At 69.7% G+C, this 14,531-nt stretch carries 13 protein-coding genes and 2 pseudogenes; 7 read left to right on the top strand and 8 right to left on the bottom strand.

What is annotated here, in order from left to right:
• Positions 1 to 364 (top strand): transposase (locus tag ABZT17_RS43090; RefSeq protein WP_356357647.1); only part of this gene is annotated, 364 nt, incomplete at its 5' end.
• Between the two features lie 458 nt (positions 365 to 822).
• Here the strand turns inward: ABZT17_RS43090 and pqqE are convergent.
• The 5 genes from pqqE to pqqA form a co-directional block, all read right to left on the bottom strand.
• Entirely contained in the window at positions 823 to 1,962 is a 1,140-nt protein-coding gene (pqqE, locus tag ABZT17_RS43085; RefSeq protein WP_356357646.1) for a pyrroloquinoline quinone biosynthesis protein PqqE, read from the bottom strand.
• Positions 1,959 to 2,216 (bottom strand): pyrroloquinoline quinone biosynthesis peptide chaperone PqqD, encoded by a 258-nt coding sequence (gene pqqD, locus ABZT17_RS43080; RefSeq protein ID WP_356357645.1) that lies wholly within the window; start codon positions 2,214 to 2,216, stop codon positions 1,959 to 1,961. The genes pqqE and pqqD overlap by 4 nt, the downstream gene beginning before the upstream one ends.
• Positions 2,213 to 2,887: a pyrroloquinoline-quinone synthase PqqC gene (gene pqqC, locus ABZT17_RS43075; RefSeq protein ID WP_356357649.1), complete on the bottom strand. Its 675-nt coding sequence runs from the start codon at positions 2,885 to 2,887 to the stop codon at positions 2,213 to 2,215. The genes pqqD and pqqC overlap by 4 nt, the downstream gene beginning before the upstream one ends.
• Before the next feature lie 77 nt (positions 2,888 to 2,964).
• Positions 2,965 to 3,933 carry an MBL fold metallo-hydrolase gene (locus ABZT17_RS43070; RefSeq protein ID WP_356357644.1) on the bottom strand — a complete coding sequence of 323 codons (969 nt, stop codon included), beginning with the start codon at positions 3,931 to 3,933 and terminating at the stop codon, positions 2,965 to 2,967.
• Positions 3,934 to 3,943: 10 nt separating this feature from the next.
• Positions 3,944 to 4,081, bottom strand: a complete 138-nt coding sequence (gene pqqA / locus ABZT17_RS43065) for a pyrroloquinoline quinone precursor peptide PqqA (RefSeq protein ID WP_356357643.1) — start codon at positions 4,079 to 4,081, stop codon at positions 3,944 to 3,946.
• Positions 4,082 to 5,045: 964 nt separating this feature from the next.
• Here pqqA and ABZT17_RS43060 point away from each other — a divergent pair.
• On the top strand, positions 5,046 to 6,353 hold the full coding sequence (locus tag ABZT17_RS43060; protein WP_356357642.1) for a serine hydrolase domain-containing protein: 1,308 nt from the start codon (positions 5,046 to 5,048) through the stop codon (positions 6,351 to 6,353).
• Between the two features lie 13 nt (positions 6,354 to 6,366).
• Here ABZT17_RS43060 and ABZT17_RS43055 read toward each other — a convergent pair.
• A pseudogene (locus tag ABZT17_RS43055) lies at positions 6,367 to 6,531 on the bottom strand (IS5/IS1182 family transposase); the annotation flags it as partial.
• A 51-nt stretch (positions 6,532 to 6,582) separates the two neighbouring features.
• Positions 6,583 to 6,702: pseudogene (locus tag ABZT17_RS43050) on the bottom strand (cupin domain-containing protein); the annotation flags it as partial.
• A 478-nt stretch (positions 6,703 to 7,180) separates the two neighbouring features.
• On the opposite strand from ABZT17_RS43050, the gene ABZT17_RS43045 reads away from it, so the two are divergent.
• From ABZT17_RS43045 to ABZT17_RS43025, 5 genes are all read left to right on the top strand, one after another.
• Complete coding sequence (locus tag ABZT17_RS43045; protein WP_356357641.1) at positions 7,181 to 8,479, top strand: serine hydrolase domain-containing protein; 1,299 nt, start codon at positions 7,181 to 7,183, stop codon at positions 8,477 to 8,479.
• A gap of 38 nt (positions 8,480 to 8,517) precedes the next feature.
• The gene (locus ABZT17_RS43040) at positions 8,518 to 10,740 is read left to right on the top strand and encodes an MMPL family transporter (RefSeq protein WP_356357648.1); all 2,223 of its coding nucleotides are present in this window, start codon (positions 8,518 to 8,520) and stop codon (positions 10,738 to 10,740) included.
• A gap of 10 nt (positions 10,741 to 10,750) precedes the next feature.
• Positions 10,751 to 11,977, top strand: a complete 1,227-nt coding sequence (locus ABZT17_RS43035; RefSeq protein WP_356357640.1) for a histidine kinase — start codon at positions 10,751 to 10,753, stop codon at positions 11,975 to 11,977.
• Complete coding sequence (locus ABZT17_RS43030) at positions 11,970 to 12,638, top strand: response regulator transcription factor (RefSeq protein WP_356357639.1); 669 nt, start codon at positions 11,970 to 11,972, stop codon at positions 12,636 to 12,638. The genes ABZT17_RS43035 and ABZT17_RS43030 overlap by 8 nt, the downstream gene beginning before the upstream one ends.
• 476 nt (positions 12,639 to 13,114) lie before the next feature.
• Entirely contained in the window at positions 13,115 to 14,089 is a 975-nt protein-coding gene (locus ABZT17_RS43025) for a phosphotransferase (protein ID WP_356357638.1), read from the top strand.
• Positions 14,090 to 14,128: 39 nt separating this feature from the next.
• On the opposite strand, the gene ABZT17_RS43020 is transcribed toward ABZT17_RS43025, so the two are convergent.
• Positions 14,129 to 14,440: a hypothetical protein gene (locus tag ABZT17_RS43020; RefSeq protein WP_356357637.1), complete on the bottom strand. Its 312-nt coding sequence runs from the start codon at positions 14,438 to 14,440 to the stop codon at positions 14,129 to 14,131.
• Positions 14,441 to 14,531 lie beyond the last annotated feature (91 nt).

Below are 14,531 nucleotides of genomic sequence, written 5' to 3'. Positions count from 1 at the left end.
CTTCGACCAGCTCGCCGTCGAGGACTTCAAGCCGAAGTTCCTCGCGAAGTCGACGATGGCCCGCAAGGCCGCCGACGCCGCGATCGGCGCGACCAAGACCGCGCTGACCGAGATGGCCCGCAAGCACGGCCGCATCGTGCACCTCGTGCACCCGGCCCACACCACAATGGACTGTTCCGAGTGCGGAGCGAGAACCAAGCACGCACTTCCCCTCTCCGAACGAACCTACGCGTGCACCGTGTGCGGAGCCGTGTCCCCCAGGGACAAGAACTCCGCTCGCGTGATGCTCGTCCGGGCTGGTCTCCACCCGGCTAGTGCTGATGGCAGAAGTCCACTGGGAGCGCCGCTCCCGGAGGCAGCCTGAGCTAGGAATCCCCCTGCTTTCAGCTGGGGGAGGAAGTCAACTGTGGACTGCCGACCAGCCTGGAATCGAGATGGCCAACTAGCGGTGGTTTGTTGACCAGGGCAGCAGAGATAAAGAGGTCTGCCGCCGGCGACGGTGTTGATGAGTTCTTGGAGTGCTGCGGGCGGGGGCGATCCATGGGCTGCGGCACTGGGTCGAACAGAGCTACAAACAGGTCAAGGACGAACTCGGCTGGGCCGACTTCCAGGTCCGCTCCGATGCAGCCATCCGACGCCACCAGACGCTCGTCAACTGCGCGTTCAGCTTCTGCTGGGACACTTGGTCCGCCCCGCCCGTACACGTCGCGGACGAGGAGGAGCCGGTGCCCAGCCGGCCAGAGAGGGGGCTGACAAAATTCAGGGCCTCACGCGGGGCAGGAGGCCGCGACTTGTCAGGGCCGTCGACGGCAGGTGCCCCTGTCATAGGGTCCGGGAGCTGCGGGGGGTGCGGGGGCCGGGACCTCGGTATACGTAGGGCGTGGTGCCGGAACGCGGTGTCTCCGCGATGGTGCGTAGGAGGGCGTGGTCGGGAGAGAGCGCGCACGCGGGGTCGGTGCGCGCGGCGTCGCCGGTGAGTGCGTGGGCCTGACAGCGGCAGCCGCCGAAATCGGTCTCGCGGCGCGGGCAGCCACGGCACGGTTCGCTCATCCATTCCGTGCCGCGGTAGCGGTTGAAGGCCGGCGAGCTGTTCCAGATCCACTCCAGCGGATGGTCGCGGACGTTCGGCACGTCCAGATCCGGAAGGCCTCCCGCCGCCGGGCACGGCAGGACGACGCCGTCCGGGGCGACGGTCAGCGACACCGCGCCCCAGCCGCCCATGCACGGCTTCGGTACGCCGTCGAAGTAGTCCGGCACGACCCACACCAGCTCAGTGGTGCCCGCCAGTTGTTCCCGTCGCCGCTCGACGGTGCTCCGGGCGCGGGAGAGCTGGTCGCGGGTGGGCAGGAGCGCGGTGCGGTTGCGCAGGGCCCACCCGTAGAACTGGGTGTTCGCCAGCTCGATGCGGTCCGCGCCCCAGGCCACGCCCAGGTCCACGACGGCGTCGACGGCGTCGAGGTTGTCGCGATGCAGGACGACATTGAGACCGAGCGGCAGCCCGGTCTCGCGTACGAGCGCGGCGGCCCGTTCCTTGGCGGCGAAGGACCGGTGGCCGGCGATGCGGTCGGAGGACGCCGGCTCCGCGTGCTGTACCGAGAGCTGGACGCTGCGCAGTCCGGCGGACACCAGCGCTGACAGCCTCGGCGCGCTCAGTCCGACCCCGCTGGTGACCAGCTGGGTGTAGATCCCGGCTGAATCGGCTGCGGCGACGATCGCCGCGAGGTCGGGACGGAGCAGCGGTTCGCCGCCGGAGAGATGGGTGTGCACGACGCCGAGGTCCGCGGCCTGCCGGAGCACGTCGCCCCACTCCTCGGCGGAGAGCTCGCGTGAACGGCGCACCAGTTCCAGCGGATTGGAGCAGTAGGGACAGTGCAGCGGGCAGCCGTGGGTGAGCTCCGCCAGCAGGGCCCAGGGAGGAGAAGGGGATGGTGATGCGGGCGGCGTGGACGGAGGAGTGGTCATCGCAGCCAGCCCTCCTGCCGCACGCGGTCCAGGAACCGGGGCACCTCCACCGTCACGGGCGCTCCGTGGAAACGGGCTGCCAGCATGTCGACGATCTCTTCCACCGTCCGGTGTCCGTCGCACAGCCGCAGGACATCCGCTGCCCGTCCCTCCAGTACGACCACCCGTTCGGGCAGGACCAGCAGGTCCGTCTGGCGTACCCGGTCGTGCCGGAGCACGACCGATCGCTCGAGGGCGGGACGCCAGCCGGTCACGGCCGCGCGTTTTCGCCGGCGTGATCGACCGCGTCCAGCAGCGACCACAGCACATCGCACTTGAAGGAGAGGGCCGCCACTGCTCGCTCCTCGTCGGCCTGTCCGTTCGCCCACTTCAGTACGAGACCGAGGGCCTCCCCGCTGTCCTGTCGGCCTTGGGCCTCGCGGGCGCGGAAGTACGCGAGTCCGTCGGCGTCGATCCATCGGTAGTGGCGTTCGAAGGCGCCGATGCGGGTGCGCATGATGCCCGGGGCGGACAGCTCGGTGAGTGACGCGGCGACGGCTTCCAGCGGGGATCGGAGCCGGCAGAAGTTGACGTAGCCCTCCACGGCAAGCCGGACGCCGGGGAGCACATCCCGGCCCGACAGGAGCTCGGACCGGTCGATGCCCGCTGCCTCGCCCAGCCGCAGCCATCGCTCGATGCCGCCTTCTCCCTCGGCCTGGCCGTCGTGTTCCTCGATCCGCCGCATCCACATCCGGCGCAGCCGCGGGCTGTCCAGTTTGGCGAGAATCAGGGCGTCCTTGACGGGGATGTGGCGCTGGTAGTGGAAGCGGTTGAGGATCCAGCACCGCAGCTCGTCGGGGGTCAGCTCACCCTGGTGCATACGCACGTTGAAGGGGTGGCGGTCGTGGTAGCGATCTCGAGCCACGGCCCTGAGCCGGTCCTCCAGCGCGGTCGCGGTCGTTGCGCCGCCTGCCGTAGCGGACGTACCGGCTCCACCTGCCGTCGCCGTACTCGCGCCGGTGCTCACAGCTCGATCACCATTCCGTCGTTGGCCACCTCGATGCCCTGGGCGGCCAGCTGACTGTGCAGCGGCGAGCCGGGGTCGACGAGGGGATTGGTGTTGTTCAGATGGGTGTAGAAGCAGCGTCCGCCCAGCGGGGCGAGGCGCTGCGCGGTGCCTCCCGGACCGTCGATCGGAAGGTGGCCCATACCGGTCGCGGTCCGCTCGGAGATACCGGTGCGCCGGGGTTCGTAGTCATCCCAGAACGTACCGTCGACGATCACGCAGTCGGCCGTGCCGACAGCGGTCTGCAGAGCCTCCGGCCACGCCGCCAGCGCCGGGGCGTAGACCACGGACGCACCGGTGGACAGGTCGGTGAGCCGCAGGGCGACCACCCATGGGTCCTGATCCCCGTCCGGGGCGTCCGGTGCGGAGTACGTCGTGGGGTGGATCCCGTTGTCCGCCCCGGAGCCCGCCCCTGTATCTGCCGCATACCGGGGGCGTTTGGCGGATACGGGGATCGCGCTGATCGTGACGGAGGAGCCCGCGCAGAGCGGTTCAGGCCGGTCGGGGGCCAGTGCCCGCCAGGTGAGCGGGGTGTAGGGGCCGAGTACGGCACCCAGGGACAGCCGGGTGAGCAGGGCTTCGCGTACGGCGCCGGTGGCGAGGACCTCCAGGCCGCCGTCACCGGCTTCGCGCAGTCGGGCGATGCCGAGGGTGTGGTCGAGTTCGGCGTCCGTCAGCACCAGCCCGGCTACAGGGGTACTCCGCGACCCGGGGCCGGGGTGGAGCGACGGGCAGTCCTCGATCTGGTCGCCTATGTCGGGTGTGGCATTGATGAGATACCAACGGTCCTCACTCGCCCGCACGGCAAGCGAGGCGTGCCGACGGCGCCAGTGGGGGTGGGCGCGTGCCCCGGAACAACCGGGACACGCGCAGTTCCACTGCGGTACGCCGCCGCCCGCCGCCGTGCCGAGCACCTGCAGCAGCATGGCAGCGGTGTTACCGGCTGCTCAGCGAGTAGGCGGTGACCTCCAAGGCGGTCTCCACGACTACATAGCCGGGCGTCTGCCACGTCCCGGATTCCTCATCTGCGAGCTGTGAGTGCTGCTCCACGGCATGCTGCACGGATTCGGTCATCACATGTCTGCCTTTCGTCGGGGACCGCTGCGCTCCGTGTCGAGAATCCTCAGCCGAGCCATCGGGGTCAATATCGCGACAGGAAATTGCTCCGATCTTTTCTGGCCGAATCCTCCGATCGCTCTGAGCCGCCGCATGCGCTGCATTGCCATTTTATTGCGCATATCAGGGCATTTCTTAAGGATTCATTGTGCAGGTATGGACCTTTGGTCTCATTCGCTCTCGACGGTTCGCGACACACCTCCTACCTTCCAGGATGGCCTGATGTCTCGTCAGCTCCCTTTCGAGCAGCGGCCCGCCGCACAAGGAGCTCATCCAGTCCCGGCTTCCGAAGCCGTCGGCCACCATGCGCACCGGGCGGTGACCAGGGCAGGGGAATGTCCCGGTCGAAGGGGTGGGAGGCTCGCTCCGAGTCGCCGCTCTTGGAGCTCGAGGTGTCTGATTCCCGTCCTGCGCACTTCGAGAAGTGCATGCGCTGTCGCTGGCACAAGCGCGAGCGAGGTCACACGAGTTGAAGACGTTCGGCCCAATCGATCACCGGCGCCTGCCGCAAGGACTGCCGCTGCCGGCCCTTCAACAGTTCAGGCCGGTCTCGCGGCCGATCTCCGACAGGCCGGCACCCGTATCGCGCACGTCACCGTCGCAACTGAAGCCATCAGTCCACATCGAGCGCCAACGCCAGCAGCCACGGCTTGTTCACCCGTAGGCGGCTCCGCACTCCAAGCCGGGCGGTCGTCACGGAACATCCAGGCCGAGGTCAACAACGTACAGAAACCACTCATTTCACCGACTCCACTCGGAAAGCAAGGTGGAGTAACCGATACTCATCTTTCTCACCCCGCGTTCGTCTATCCTCCGAAGGATTCCCAGGGCCGGCGACAACTCGACGGCCGCAGTCCCGCCTCCCCCTCCCCGCGCCCCGATCCTGCCCGACAGCCTTCCTGGACACTCGAAGGAGCATGAAGTGCATGTGAATGTGCATGTTCGACGGCGCCCGCACCTGACGGCGTTTCGCGCAGCAGCAACCATCGCTGTGTCCGCGGCCCTCGCCGCAACCATTGCCGCGACGCCGTCGAGTGCGAACACGATCCACGCGAGTACGGCGGCCCGCGAGAGCGCGGCCGCCGGCCCTCCAACCCTCTCGGCAGCCCCACAGGACGCCACTGCACAGACACGCGCCCATCTGCGGGAGTTAGCGCGGAAGTTGGTGGAAGAAGGAGTACCTGGCGTGATCGTGCGAGTGGACGACGGCCACGGCAAACCCATCGAGCTCTCCGAGCAGGCCGCCTGGACGAAAAAGGACCATCGGCTCAGGGCCGACGACGAAGTACGAGAAGCCTCCAACACCAAGACGGTGATGGCCACCCTCGTCCTGCAACTGGTCGCCGAGCACCGACTCGCCCTCACCGACCCGGTCGACAAGTGGCTGCCCGGCCAGGTGCGCAACGGCAGAGCGATCACCCTGCGCATGCTGCTCAACCACACCAGTGGGCTGTTCGACTACACCGACGACCCCGCCCTCGCACCAGCTCTCACTGGTCGGGACTCCCACATATGGACATCGACGGAAATCCTGAGCCTGGTGAGCAGACACCCGGCCCTGTTCGAGCCCGGCGCGGAGTGGTCATACAGCAACACCAACTACATCGCCATCGGCGCCATCCTGGAAAAGGCCACCGGCAAGAACCTCGCGGCACTGGTGCGAGACCGGATCGCCGGACCCCTGAGGCTCCGGCACACCTTCTACGCCACCGGCCCCGCCTGGCACGCCCGGCACGCCCACGGCTACGAACCCGACGCCGCCCACATGCCACCCGACATCCCCGACGACTTCAAGACCTATGCCGGCCCCCAGCACGACGACCACGTCGACGTCACCGGCGACTACGTCACGGCCGACGGAGCGGACGCCGCGATCGTGTCCACCGCCGGGGACTGGTCCCGCTTCTACGACGCGCTGATGTCCGGCCGCCTGCTGCCCGGCGCCCAACTGGCCCAGATGCGCACCACCGTGCCGGAGGACGGGCCGGCGGACCCGGACGAGCTCGGCTACGGGTTGGGCATCGAGACGGCGAAGACCGACTGCGGCACGGTCTGGGACCACGTCGGCGTCGTCCCAGGCTATGCGACCTACAACGTCACCGACTCCACCGGACATCGCACGGCCGCCTTCTTCTTCGCGACGTCCACTCTCACCCAGCAGGAACACCGCACCGGCGCGGCCCTGATGGACGCGGTCAACTGCGCCATATTCGACCAACCTGCACACTGAGCGCTTTCCAACCTCAGTTTGAGCAGGTCAGGTGCAGGGTGAGGATGGCCTGGACGGGGCTGGTGATACGGGTGGTGGAGCACCGCAGCTTGCGGAGGAGCCGCCAGGCCTTGGCGGTGGCCATGGCCTGTTCGACCAGTGCGCGGAACTTCGCGTGTGAGCGGTTGGCGGCCTGCCGCGGCCCGTGCGGCGGGATCGCTGGTGTCCGGGAGCGCGGATCGAGACCTCACACCATGTTGGCGCGCAGGCGGGAAGGTTCTTGACCGGCGTGGATGACGTCGCACCAGACATCGCCGTTGAACCAGTCTCCAGGGCCCTTGCCGGTGGGGCGGGGTTCTACGAATTCCATGCTGTGCTCCTCTGAATCAGTGCGGTGGGGAAGGGACTGGGCCAGGCGGTTTCAGCCTGGTCGAGTGGATCTTCGGCCTTGCCCTCTGCAGCGGCGAGGCAGTCGTCGTCCTCGACGAGCCGCAGCGGCGGCTGCGTTTCAGTCTGTGGTCGTCGTTTGAAGGGAGCCCTATGGCTCGTGCAGTTGAGGCCGTCTCGGCCCGGGCGATTCGGCCGGACAGGCGAACCGGGTACCGGACCTGTGGGCGTGCCCGGCGCCGGTGCATGCCGGGCTGCTGCTGGGTCGGCGCACCGCGATCAGGCACATCCCATGTGGGGTCGCTCCTTGGAGTGACGCCCGGGGCGGAGGGCCCCCTTCGGAGGAGGGACGGGCGGGGCGACAACCGCGCGACAACGAGTGACGATCTTGTGTCGAGATCCTGGCTGAATGGTTCTCAGACGGCGGACACGCCGCAGGGGAAACCGACCCAGGAGGAACAATGGCTCGTCGACTCGTCTCGAAGCACCTGCTCACCCGCCGCGCCGGCATGGCGGTGGCCTCGGTCCTGGCCGCGACCGCCGGGCTCGCGGTCTGCGCCACACCGGGGGATGCCGCCGCGCTGAACACGGCGAACGCCGCCGATGCCGGGCGAGTCGGCCATACCACCGGGGCCAAGCGGCTGGCCGCGCTGATGCGGCAGGATCTGGACGCGGGGGCGCCCGGGGTCGTGGTGCGGGTGAACGACGGGAGTGGCCGGACGATCTCGCTGGCGCAGCAGGCGACGTGGACGAAGCGGGACCACAAGCTGTCGGCGGACGACCAGTTCAGGATGGGGTCGAACACCAAGACGATGGTGGGTGTGCTGGTCCTGCAGCTGGCCGCCGAGCACAAGCTGTCGCTGCAGGACCCGGTGGACAAGTGGCTGCCGGGCCTGGTGCCGAACGGCCGGAACATCACGCTGAAGATGCTGCTGAACCACACCAGCGGGCTGTACGACTACATCAACGACCCGAGCGCCCTGGCCCGCGTGATCGGCGCGGACCAGTCTCCCGTGCGGCCGGAGGCGCTGCTGGCGGTCTCGGCGAAGTACCCGCCGCTGTTCAAGCCGGGCGCCGAGTACTCCTACAGCAACACCAACTACATAGCCCTGGGCCGGGTGTTGGAGAAGGTGAGCGGCCAGAGCCTGGCGACTCTGCTGCAGCGGCGGATCATCGGGCCGCTTGGGCTGCGCGACACCTATCTGGCGGCCAACGGCACCTCGCGGGACGGGGCCAGGCTGGCCGCTGCGTATGAGCCGGACGCCGAACACCTGGCGCCGCTGCTTCCGCCGGGCGTGCCCGAGGGTACCTCGTTCGCCGGGCCGGCGCGGGGCGAGCATGTGCTGGTGACGTCGATCAGCCCCGCGTGGGCGTGGGCGGCCGGCGCGATCGTGTCGACGCCGGCCGACGAGCAGCGGTTCCTGCGAGCGCTGGCGTCCGGCGGGCTGCTGCGGCCCGCGCAGCTCAAGCAGATGAGGACGACCGTGGTGGAGACACCCGGGGACCCGCGGAGCTCGCGGTACGGACTCGGGATCGAGGAGTACAACAGCCCGTGCGGACCGGTCTGGGGGCACACCGGTGGGGTGCCCGGTTACGCGAGCCAGAACTACACGGACGCGACCGGCAAGCGCTCGGTCACCGTGGTGACCACGACGCTGTTCGGGCTGCATGACAAGAAGTCGGGCGCCGCGGACCAGAAGGTGGTCGACGCCGCGGTCTGCACGATGCTCGGCAAGTCCCTTCCGGCCGCATCCAAGTGACGTCGAGTCGCTCAGTGAGCCGGGGAGGCGACGTGGCGATGGTGGAACGCGGGATGACGGTGCGGATCGCGCGATGGAGCGCGACGCACCCGTGGCGGGCGATCTGCGGATGGGTGCTGTTCGTCGTGGTCTGCGTCGGGGTGGGCGCGGTGGCCGGTACGAAGTCGAGCGACTCGGCCATGTCGCCGGGCGAGTCGGGCCGGGCGGTCGAGATCGTGGACAGTGGCCGGTTCCATGACCCGGCGGTGGAGAACGTGCTGATCAGTGCCCGGTCGGGCGCGCTGGACGCGTCGGCCGCCCGGCGGGCCGCCGCCGATGTGGCCGCCCGGCTCAAGGCCCTGCCGGGGGTGGCGAAGGTGGAGTCGGCTATGGTGGCGCCGAACCGGTCGGCGCTGCTGGTCCGGGCCGAGATGACGGGTGCGCGCAGCGACGCCGGGTCGCGGGTCCGGCCGCTGCTGGAGGCGACGGCGGCCACCGCGAAGTCGTACCCGGGGCTGCGGGTCGAGGAGGTCGGGGACGCCTCGATGGACGAGGCGCTCGACGGCCGGATCAAGGGCGACTTCCATCAGGCGGAGCTGATCAGCATCCCGGTCACCCTGCTGATCCTGCTGGTGGCCTTCGGCGCGGTGATCGCCGCCGGGGTTCCGGTGCTGCTGGCGCTGTCCTCGGTGGGGGCGGCGATCGGGCTGTCGGCGCTGGCCTCGCACCTGGTGCCGACGACCGATGTGCTGAACAGCGTCGTCCTGCTGGTCGGGATGGCGGTCGGGGTCGACTACTCGCTGTTCTATCTGAAGCGGGAGCGCGAGGAGCGGGCCAAAGGACGCGGCAATATCGACGCGGTCGAGATCGCGGCGGCCACCTCCGGGCACGCGGTCGTGGTCTCGGGCCTCGCCGTGGCGGTCGCCATGTCCGGCATGTACCTGGCGGACGATGCGACGTTCCACTCGCTGGCGACCGGCTCGATCCTGGTGGTGACCGTCGCGGTGCTCGGCTCGGTCACCGTGCTGCCCGCGCTGCTGGCCAAGCTCGGCCGCCGGCTCGACCGGCCGCGGGTCCCGCTGGTGTGGCGGCTGACGGCCCGCAAGGAGGGCGGGGGCCGGTTCTGGCCGACGGTGCTGCGACCCGCGCTGCGGGCCCCGAAGCCGACCCTCGTGGTCGCCGTCGTCGGCCTGCTGGCGCTCGCCGCCCCGGCGCTGGGCATGACGTTGCGGCTGACCGACGACGCCGACCTGCCCCGCTCGATCCCGATCATGCAGAGCTACGACCGGCTGACCGGGGCCTTCCCGAGCACCGGCTCGTCGTTGCGGATCGCGGTCCGCACGCCGGCGAAAGACGCGGCCCAGGTGCGCGAGGCGCTGACCGACCTCGGCCGGCGCACCCAGGCCGAGCCGCTGTTCGCCCACGACCAGCCGCCGCAGCGGCAGACCTCGGCGGACCGGACGGTGTCCGTGCTCGACGTCGGTGTGCCGTACCCGGTCGGCAGTGACAGGGCCGCCAAGGCGCTCGACGAACTACGGCAACGGCTTGTGCCGTCGGCGCTTTCCGGGCTGCCGGGCGCACGGTACGCGGTCGGCGGGCCGATCGCGACGAACGCCGACTTCACCGCCGACGTGTCCGGCGCGATGCCGTGGACGATCGCCTTCGTCCTCGTGCTCACCTTTGTCGTACTGCTCGTGACCTTCCGGGCACCGGTCATCGCGCTCACCGCGATCGTGCTCAACTCGCTTTCGGCGGGGGCCGCTTACGGGTTGCTCACGCTGGTCTTCCAACACCACTGGGCCGAGGGCCTGTTGGGCTTCCGGTCCAACGGCGGGATCGTGACCTGGCTGCCACTGTTCCTGTTCGTGGTGCTCTTCGGGCTCTCGATGGACTACCACGTCTTCGTGGTGAGCCGGATCCGGGAGGCGGTCCGCGCCGGGGTGCCGACCAGGGAGGCGGTCGCGCGCGGCATCACCGGCTCGGCCTCCACCGTGACCAGCGCCGCCGTGGTCATGGTCGCCGTGTTCTCGATCTTCGGCACGCTGACCACTCTGGACCTCAAACAGCTCGGCGTCGGGCTCGCGACAGCGATCCTGCTGGACGCCACGATCATCCGGGCCGTGGTCCTGCCCGCGGCGATGATCCTGCTCGGCAGGTGGAACTGGTGGACGCCGCGGCCTCTGCGCCGCGAGCCGGACGCGACGGTGGAACAGTCCGGCACCGTCCCGGTGGGCGTCGATGTAGCTCCTAGGAGTGACGATGACCGCGTTGAATCCCGCTAGGGTCGGCCGAGTGACGGAGTACTCGAACCGGTGGCGTGCGGGATGGCGCCCGCGGGGTGCCGATGCCGGACTGGTCCTACTGACCCTGTGCGCACCGTTGTTGATGCAGTCGAGTGCCGATCCCTCGGCTCGCGCCTGGTGGTTGCTGCTGGCCACCGAGGTGGTGGCCGCGGTAGCCCTGCCGCTGCGCCGCAAGCTGCCGGTGACGGTGTTCCTGGTGCTCCTCGCCACCCTGGTGGCGGCGCTCGTCGGGGGTGCGGCCTCAGGTATGAAGCTGTCCCCGCTGGTCTTCCTGTCGCTGGCCGTCGCCCTCTACAACGTGGGCAGTTACTGCACCAGCTGGGCCCGCACCTGGCTGGTCGTGCTCGGCGGCGGCGGTGCGGTGGTCGCCGCCGGAGTGTGGATCAACCAGCTGACCGCCGTCTCGGCGCAGTACCGGGGCAGTTCGGATGTGATCGCCGTCCTGGCCCCGATGCCGCTGGCCTGGGCCACCGGGTTCGCCGCCCGCACCCACCGTGCGAACCTCGCGGCGGCCGAGCGGCGCATGGCGGACGTACTGCGCGAACAGCAGTTGCGCGAACAGCAGGCCGCGCAGCAGGAGCGGGTGCGGATCGCCCGCGAGATGCACGATGTCGTCGCCCATTCCCTCACCCTGCTCGTGGTACAGGCCGAAACCCTGCGCGCTCGCGGCGGCGAACTCCCGGCCTGGGCGCGTACCCAGATCGACGGACTCGCCATCGCGGGCCGCCAGGCCGGCGGCGAACTCCGCGACCTGCTACGGGTGTTGCGCGGCCCCGAGGACGCGGCGCCGCTGGCCCCGATGCCGGGCCTGCGCGATCTGCCCGAACTACTGGACCGCAGCCGGGCCGCCGGCGCCCAGGTCGACGGGCGGGTCGAGATCGAGGCCGACACGGGCGCGCTGCCACGGCCGGCGCAACTCACCGTCTACCGCATCGTCCAGGAGTCGCTCACCAACGCCCGCCGCCACTCGCCGGGGGCCCGGGTCCGGGTCGACATCGCCGAGGACGCAGGGCAGTTACGCTGCGAGGTGGTCAACTCCCGCCCCGCCGAGCCCGTAGCGGCCAGTTGGGGCACCGGCCTCGGACTGGTCAGCATGCGCGAACGAGTCGACGCGCTCGGCGGCGAACTGCGCACCGGCCCGACCGACGACGGTGGCTTCCAGGTGCTGGCCACCCTGCCACTGAACATGATCCCGCTGGACGCCGCCGGTGTCTGAGCCGATCACCGTGGTCGTCGTGGACGACGAGCGAATCATCCGCGACGGCCTCGCCGCCATCCTGGGCAGCCAGGAAGGCATCACCATCGCCGGCACCGCCCAGGACGGCAAGGAGGCCGTCGAGGTATGCGGCCAGCTCAAGCCCGACGTCATCATGCTGGACATCCGCATGCCGCACCGCGACGGCCTCTGGACACTGGCCGAACTCGGCCGACGCGCCCTGCTCGGCCCCGGCCGCACCCAGGCGCTCATGCTGACCACCTTCGACCTCGACGAATACGTCGACCAGGCGCTCGCCTCCGGCGCCACCGGCTTCCTACTGAAGAACAGCTCCTACGAGGAACTGACCGCCGCCGTGCGAGCCACCGCCGCCGGGCACAGCGCGTTGAGCCCCGCCGTCACCCAGCGAATCATCGCAAGCCACCTCGCCGCCGCCAGGCAGCAACCCGACAACGGAGACCTGGCCCGGCTCGCCGAACTCACCCCGCGAGAGCGCGACGTTCTCCGCCTGGTCGGGGACGGGCTCAGCAACGCCGAGATCGCCGGCCATCTCGTGGTCAGCCTGCACACGGTGAAGACCCACGTCAGCCGCATGCTGACGAAAACCGGCTGCCACAGCCGCGCCCAGGCCGCCGTGCTGGCCCGCCGCACCCTGAACTGACCGCCCGCCGAAGCCCCGGGGCCGACGCACGGCCCTCTGCGGGTCCACCACACGCCGGAATCCCCTCACCGGATGTCACCGACTGCGCTCTCTGAGCCGTCGCAAGGGCTTCGGTAGGGGGCAGGCGGGCCGCGCGGAAGGCGGGGTACACGCCGACGAGCATGCCGATCACGACCGCACCACCGAACCCGGCCGCCACCGAGCTGAGCGGGACGGCCGGTGGCCAGTCCTGACGGGTGGCACAGCCGACGGTGGCCAGATCGCCGAGTACGGTACGGCCCTCGGTACTGGTGGGCTCGCGTATTCAACTGTCGCCAGTTCCCTGCGGAGCCCTGTCCGGTGGTCACTGTATGTGATCTTGGTTCAGCGAGTGCTCAGATCCGGAATAAACCAATCGCCCCCACGTCGATGCTCCCGTAGGGTTCGCGGGTTGTCGTGGCAGAGAGGCGGTTCGGAACGTGGCACCCAGGAGGGCAGTGACGCGGGAGCAGTTGGCGGGTGCGGCGCGGGCCGCGCTGGGCGGCGGGCGGCGGCTGGATGCGGTCGAGCGGGTCGCGGGCGGCAGTAAGAAGGGCGTGTACCGCCTGGTGATGGACGACGCGACGACGGCGATCGCCTACCTATGGGACGACGCTGAGAACTACTGGCCGACGGCCGAGGGCGACGACGACCTCACCGACCCGTTCTCGCCCGGCCTCGGGCTCGATCTGTTCCAGGCCGCGCACGCGCGGCTGGACGCGCTCGGCGTCCGCGTTCCGGCGATCCGCCTCGTCGACTGCGATGGCGCTTACTGCCCGGCCGACCTTGCGATCGTCGAGGACCTTCCGGGGGAGACCCTGGAGGAGCTGCTCGCGCGTGACGCGGGCGCGGCTGCTCCGGTCATGGCCCGGCTCGCGGAGTCGCTGGGGGCAATGCGGGGTCACCGGGCACCGGCGTACGGCAAGGTGGCCGTAGTCGACGGAGGAGGAACGTCGCGCGGCACGTCGTGCGAGGGGGTGGTCCTCGACCGTGCGCTGCGGGACCTTGCCGAGGCAGCCTCGCGCGATCCGCGGATCGCGGCCGCCCGCGACCGGCTGGAGGAGCGGCTGCTGGGCCTGGCAGCGACGGTGCGGCCACGCGCGGAGTACGCAGTCGTGCACGGCGAACTGGGACCCGACCATGTGCTGGTGGAAGCCGACGGAAACCCCGTGGCGATCGACATCGAGGGATCGATGTACTTCGACGTCGAGTGGGAGCACGTGTTTCTACAAATCCGACTGCACGACGCCTACCAGCCGCTGAGGGTGGACGGCTTGGACGAGGACCGGCTCGCTCTCTACATGCTCGCACAACGGCTCTCGCTGACGGCGGGTCCGCTGCGGCTGCTCGACGGGGACTTCCCCGACCGGGCGTTCATGGCAGGCATTGCCGAGTACAACCTGAAGCAGGCACTGGAACTGGTCCACGCCTGAATTCCCGGGTTTCTGGGGTCTACTGGTGGGCTCTCGTGTTCAGCTGTCGTCGGTTCCCCGAGGAACCCAGCCCAATGGTGACCGGTTGTGATCGCCAGCGGCGTATCGGCTCCAGGTCCCGCCGGTCTCCCTGAGAAGGCGGCTGGTGGTCTTGTCGTGGTAGTTGAGGGCCTTCGCCACGACGGGGGCGGGCAATTCCAGGAGTTGCTGTCGAATGGCAGCTCCGCGGGCGGCAGCGACCGGAACACCGATCTCGCCATGGAGCGCGGACAGGTGGTCGGGACGGGCCGGCTGGCCAGCCCGTCGGCCGGGGAAGAGCCAGTGGGATGCCTGGTTGGTGGCGGTGTTCATCGGGTCTCTCCTTCGTGGATACCCCCGGCTTCAGCCGGGGGAGGAAGCGAAGTTCCTGCGGAGCAGGGCAGGAAGAGCCGGTTCGCCGCCA

Origin of the sequence: Streptomyces sp. NPDC005648, from assembly GCF_040605395.1 — a bacterium.
Taxonomy (GTDB): domain Bacteria; phylum Actinomycetota; class Actinomycetes; order Streptomycetales; family Streptomycetaceae; genus Streptomyces.
Note: the sequence above shows the minus strand (reverse complement) of the source record. Positions and strands in the feature narration are given on the sequence as shown.

Coding starts and splice junctions, on each gene's coding strand:
- ABZT17_RS43070 (WP_356357644.1), bottom strand. CDS start 3,933: ATGCTGCTGCAGGTGCTCGGCACGGCGGCGGGCGGCGGCGTACCGCAG.
- ABZT17_RS43045 (WP_356357641.1), top strand. CDS start 7,181: ATGGCTCGTCGACTCGTCTCGAAGCACCTGCTCACCCGCCGCGCCGGC.
- ABZT17_RS43020 (WP_356357637.1), bottom strand. CDS start 14,440: ATGAACACCGCCACCAACCAGGCATCCCACTGGCTCTTCCCCGGCCGA.
- pqqA (WP_356357643.1), bottom strand. CDS start 4,081: ATGACCGAATCCGTGCAGCATGCCGTGGAGCAGCACTCACAGCTCGCA.
- ABZT17_RS43040 (WP_356357648.1), top strand. CDS start 8,518: ATGGTGGAACGCGGGATGACGGTGCGGATCGCGCGATGGAGCGCGACG.
- pqqE (WP_356357646.1), bottom strand. CDS start 1,962: ATGACCACTCCTCCGTCCACGCCGCCCGCATCACCATCCCCTTCTCCT.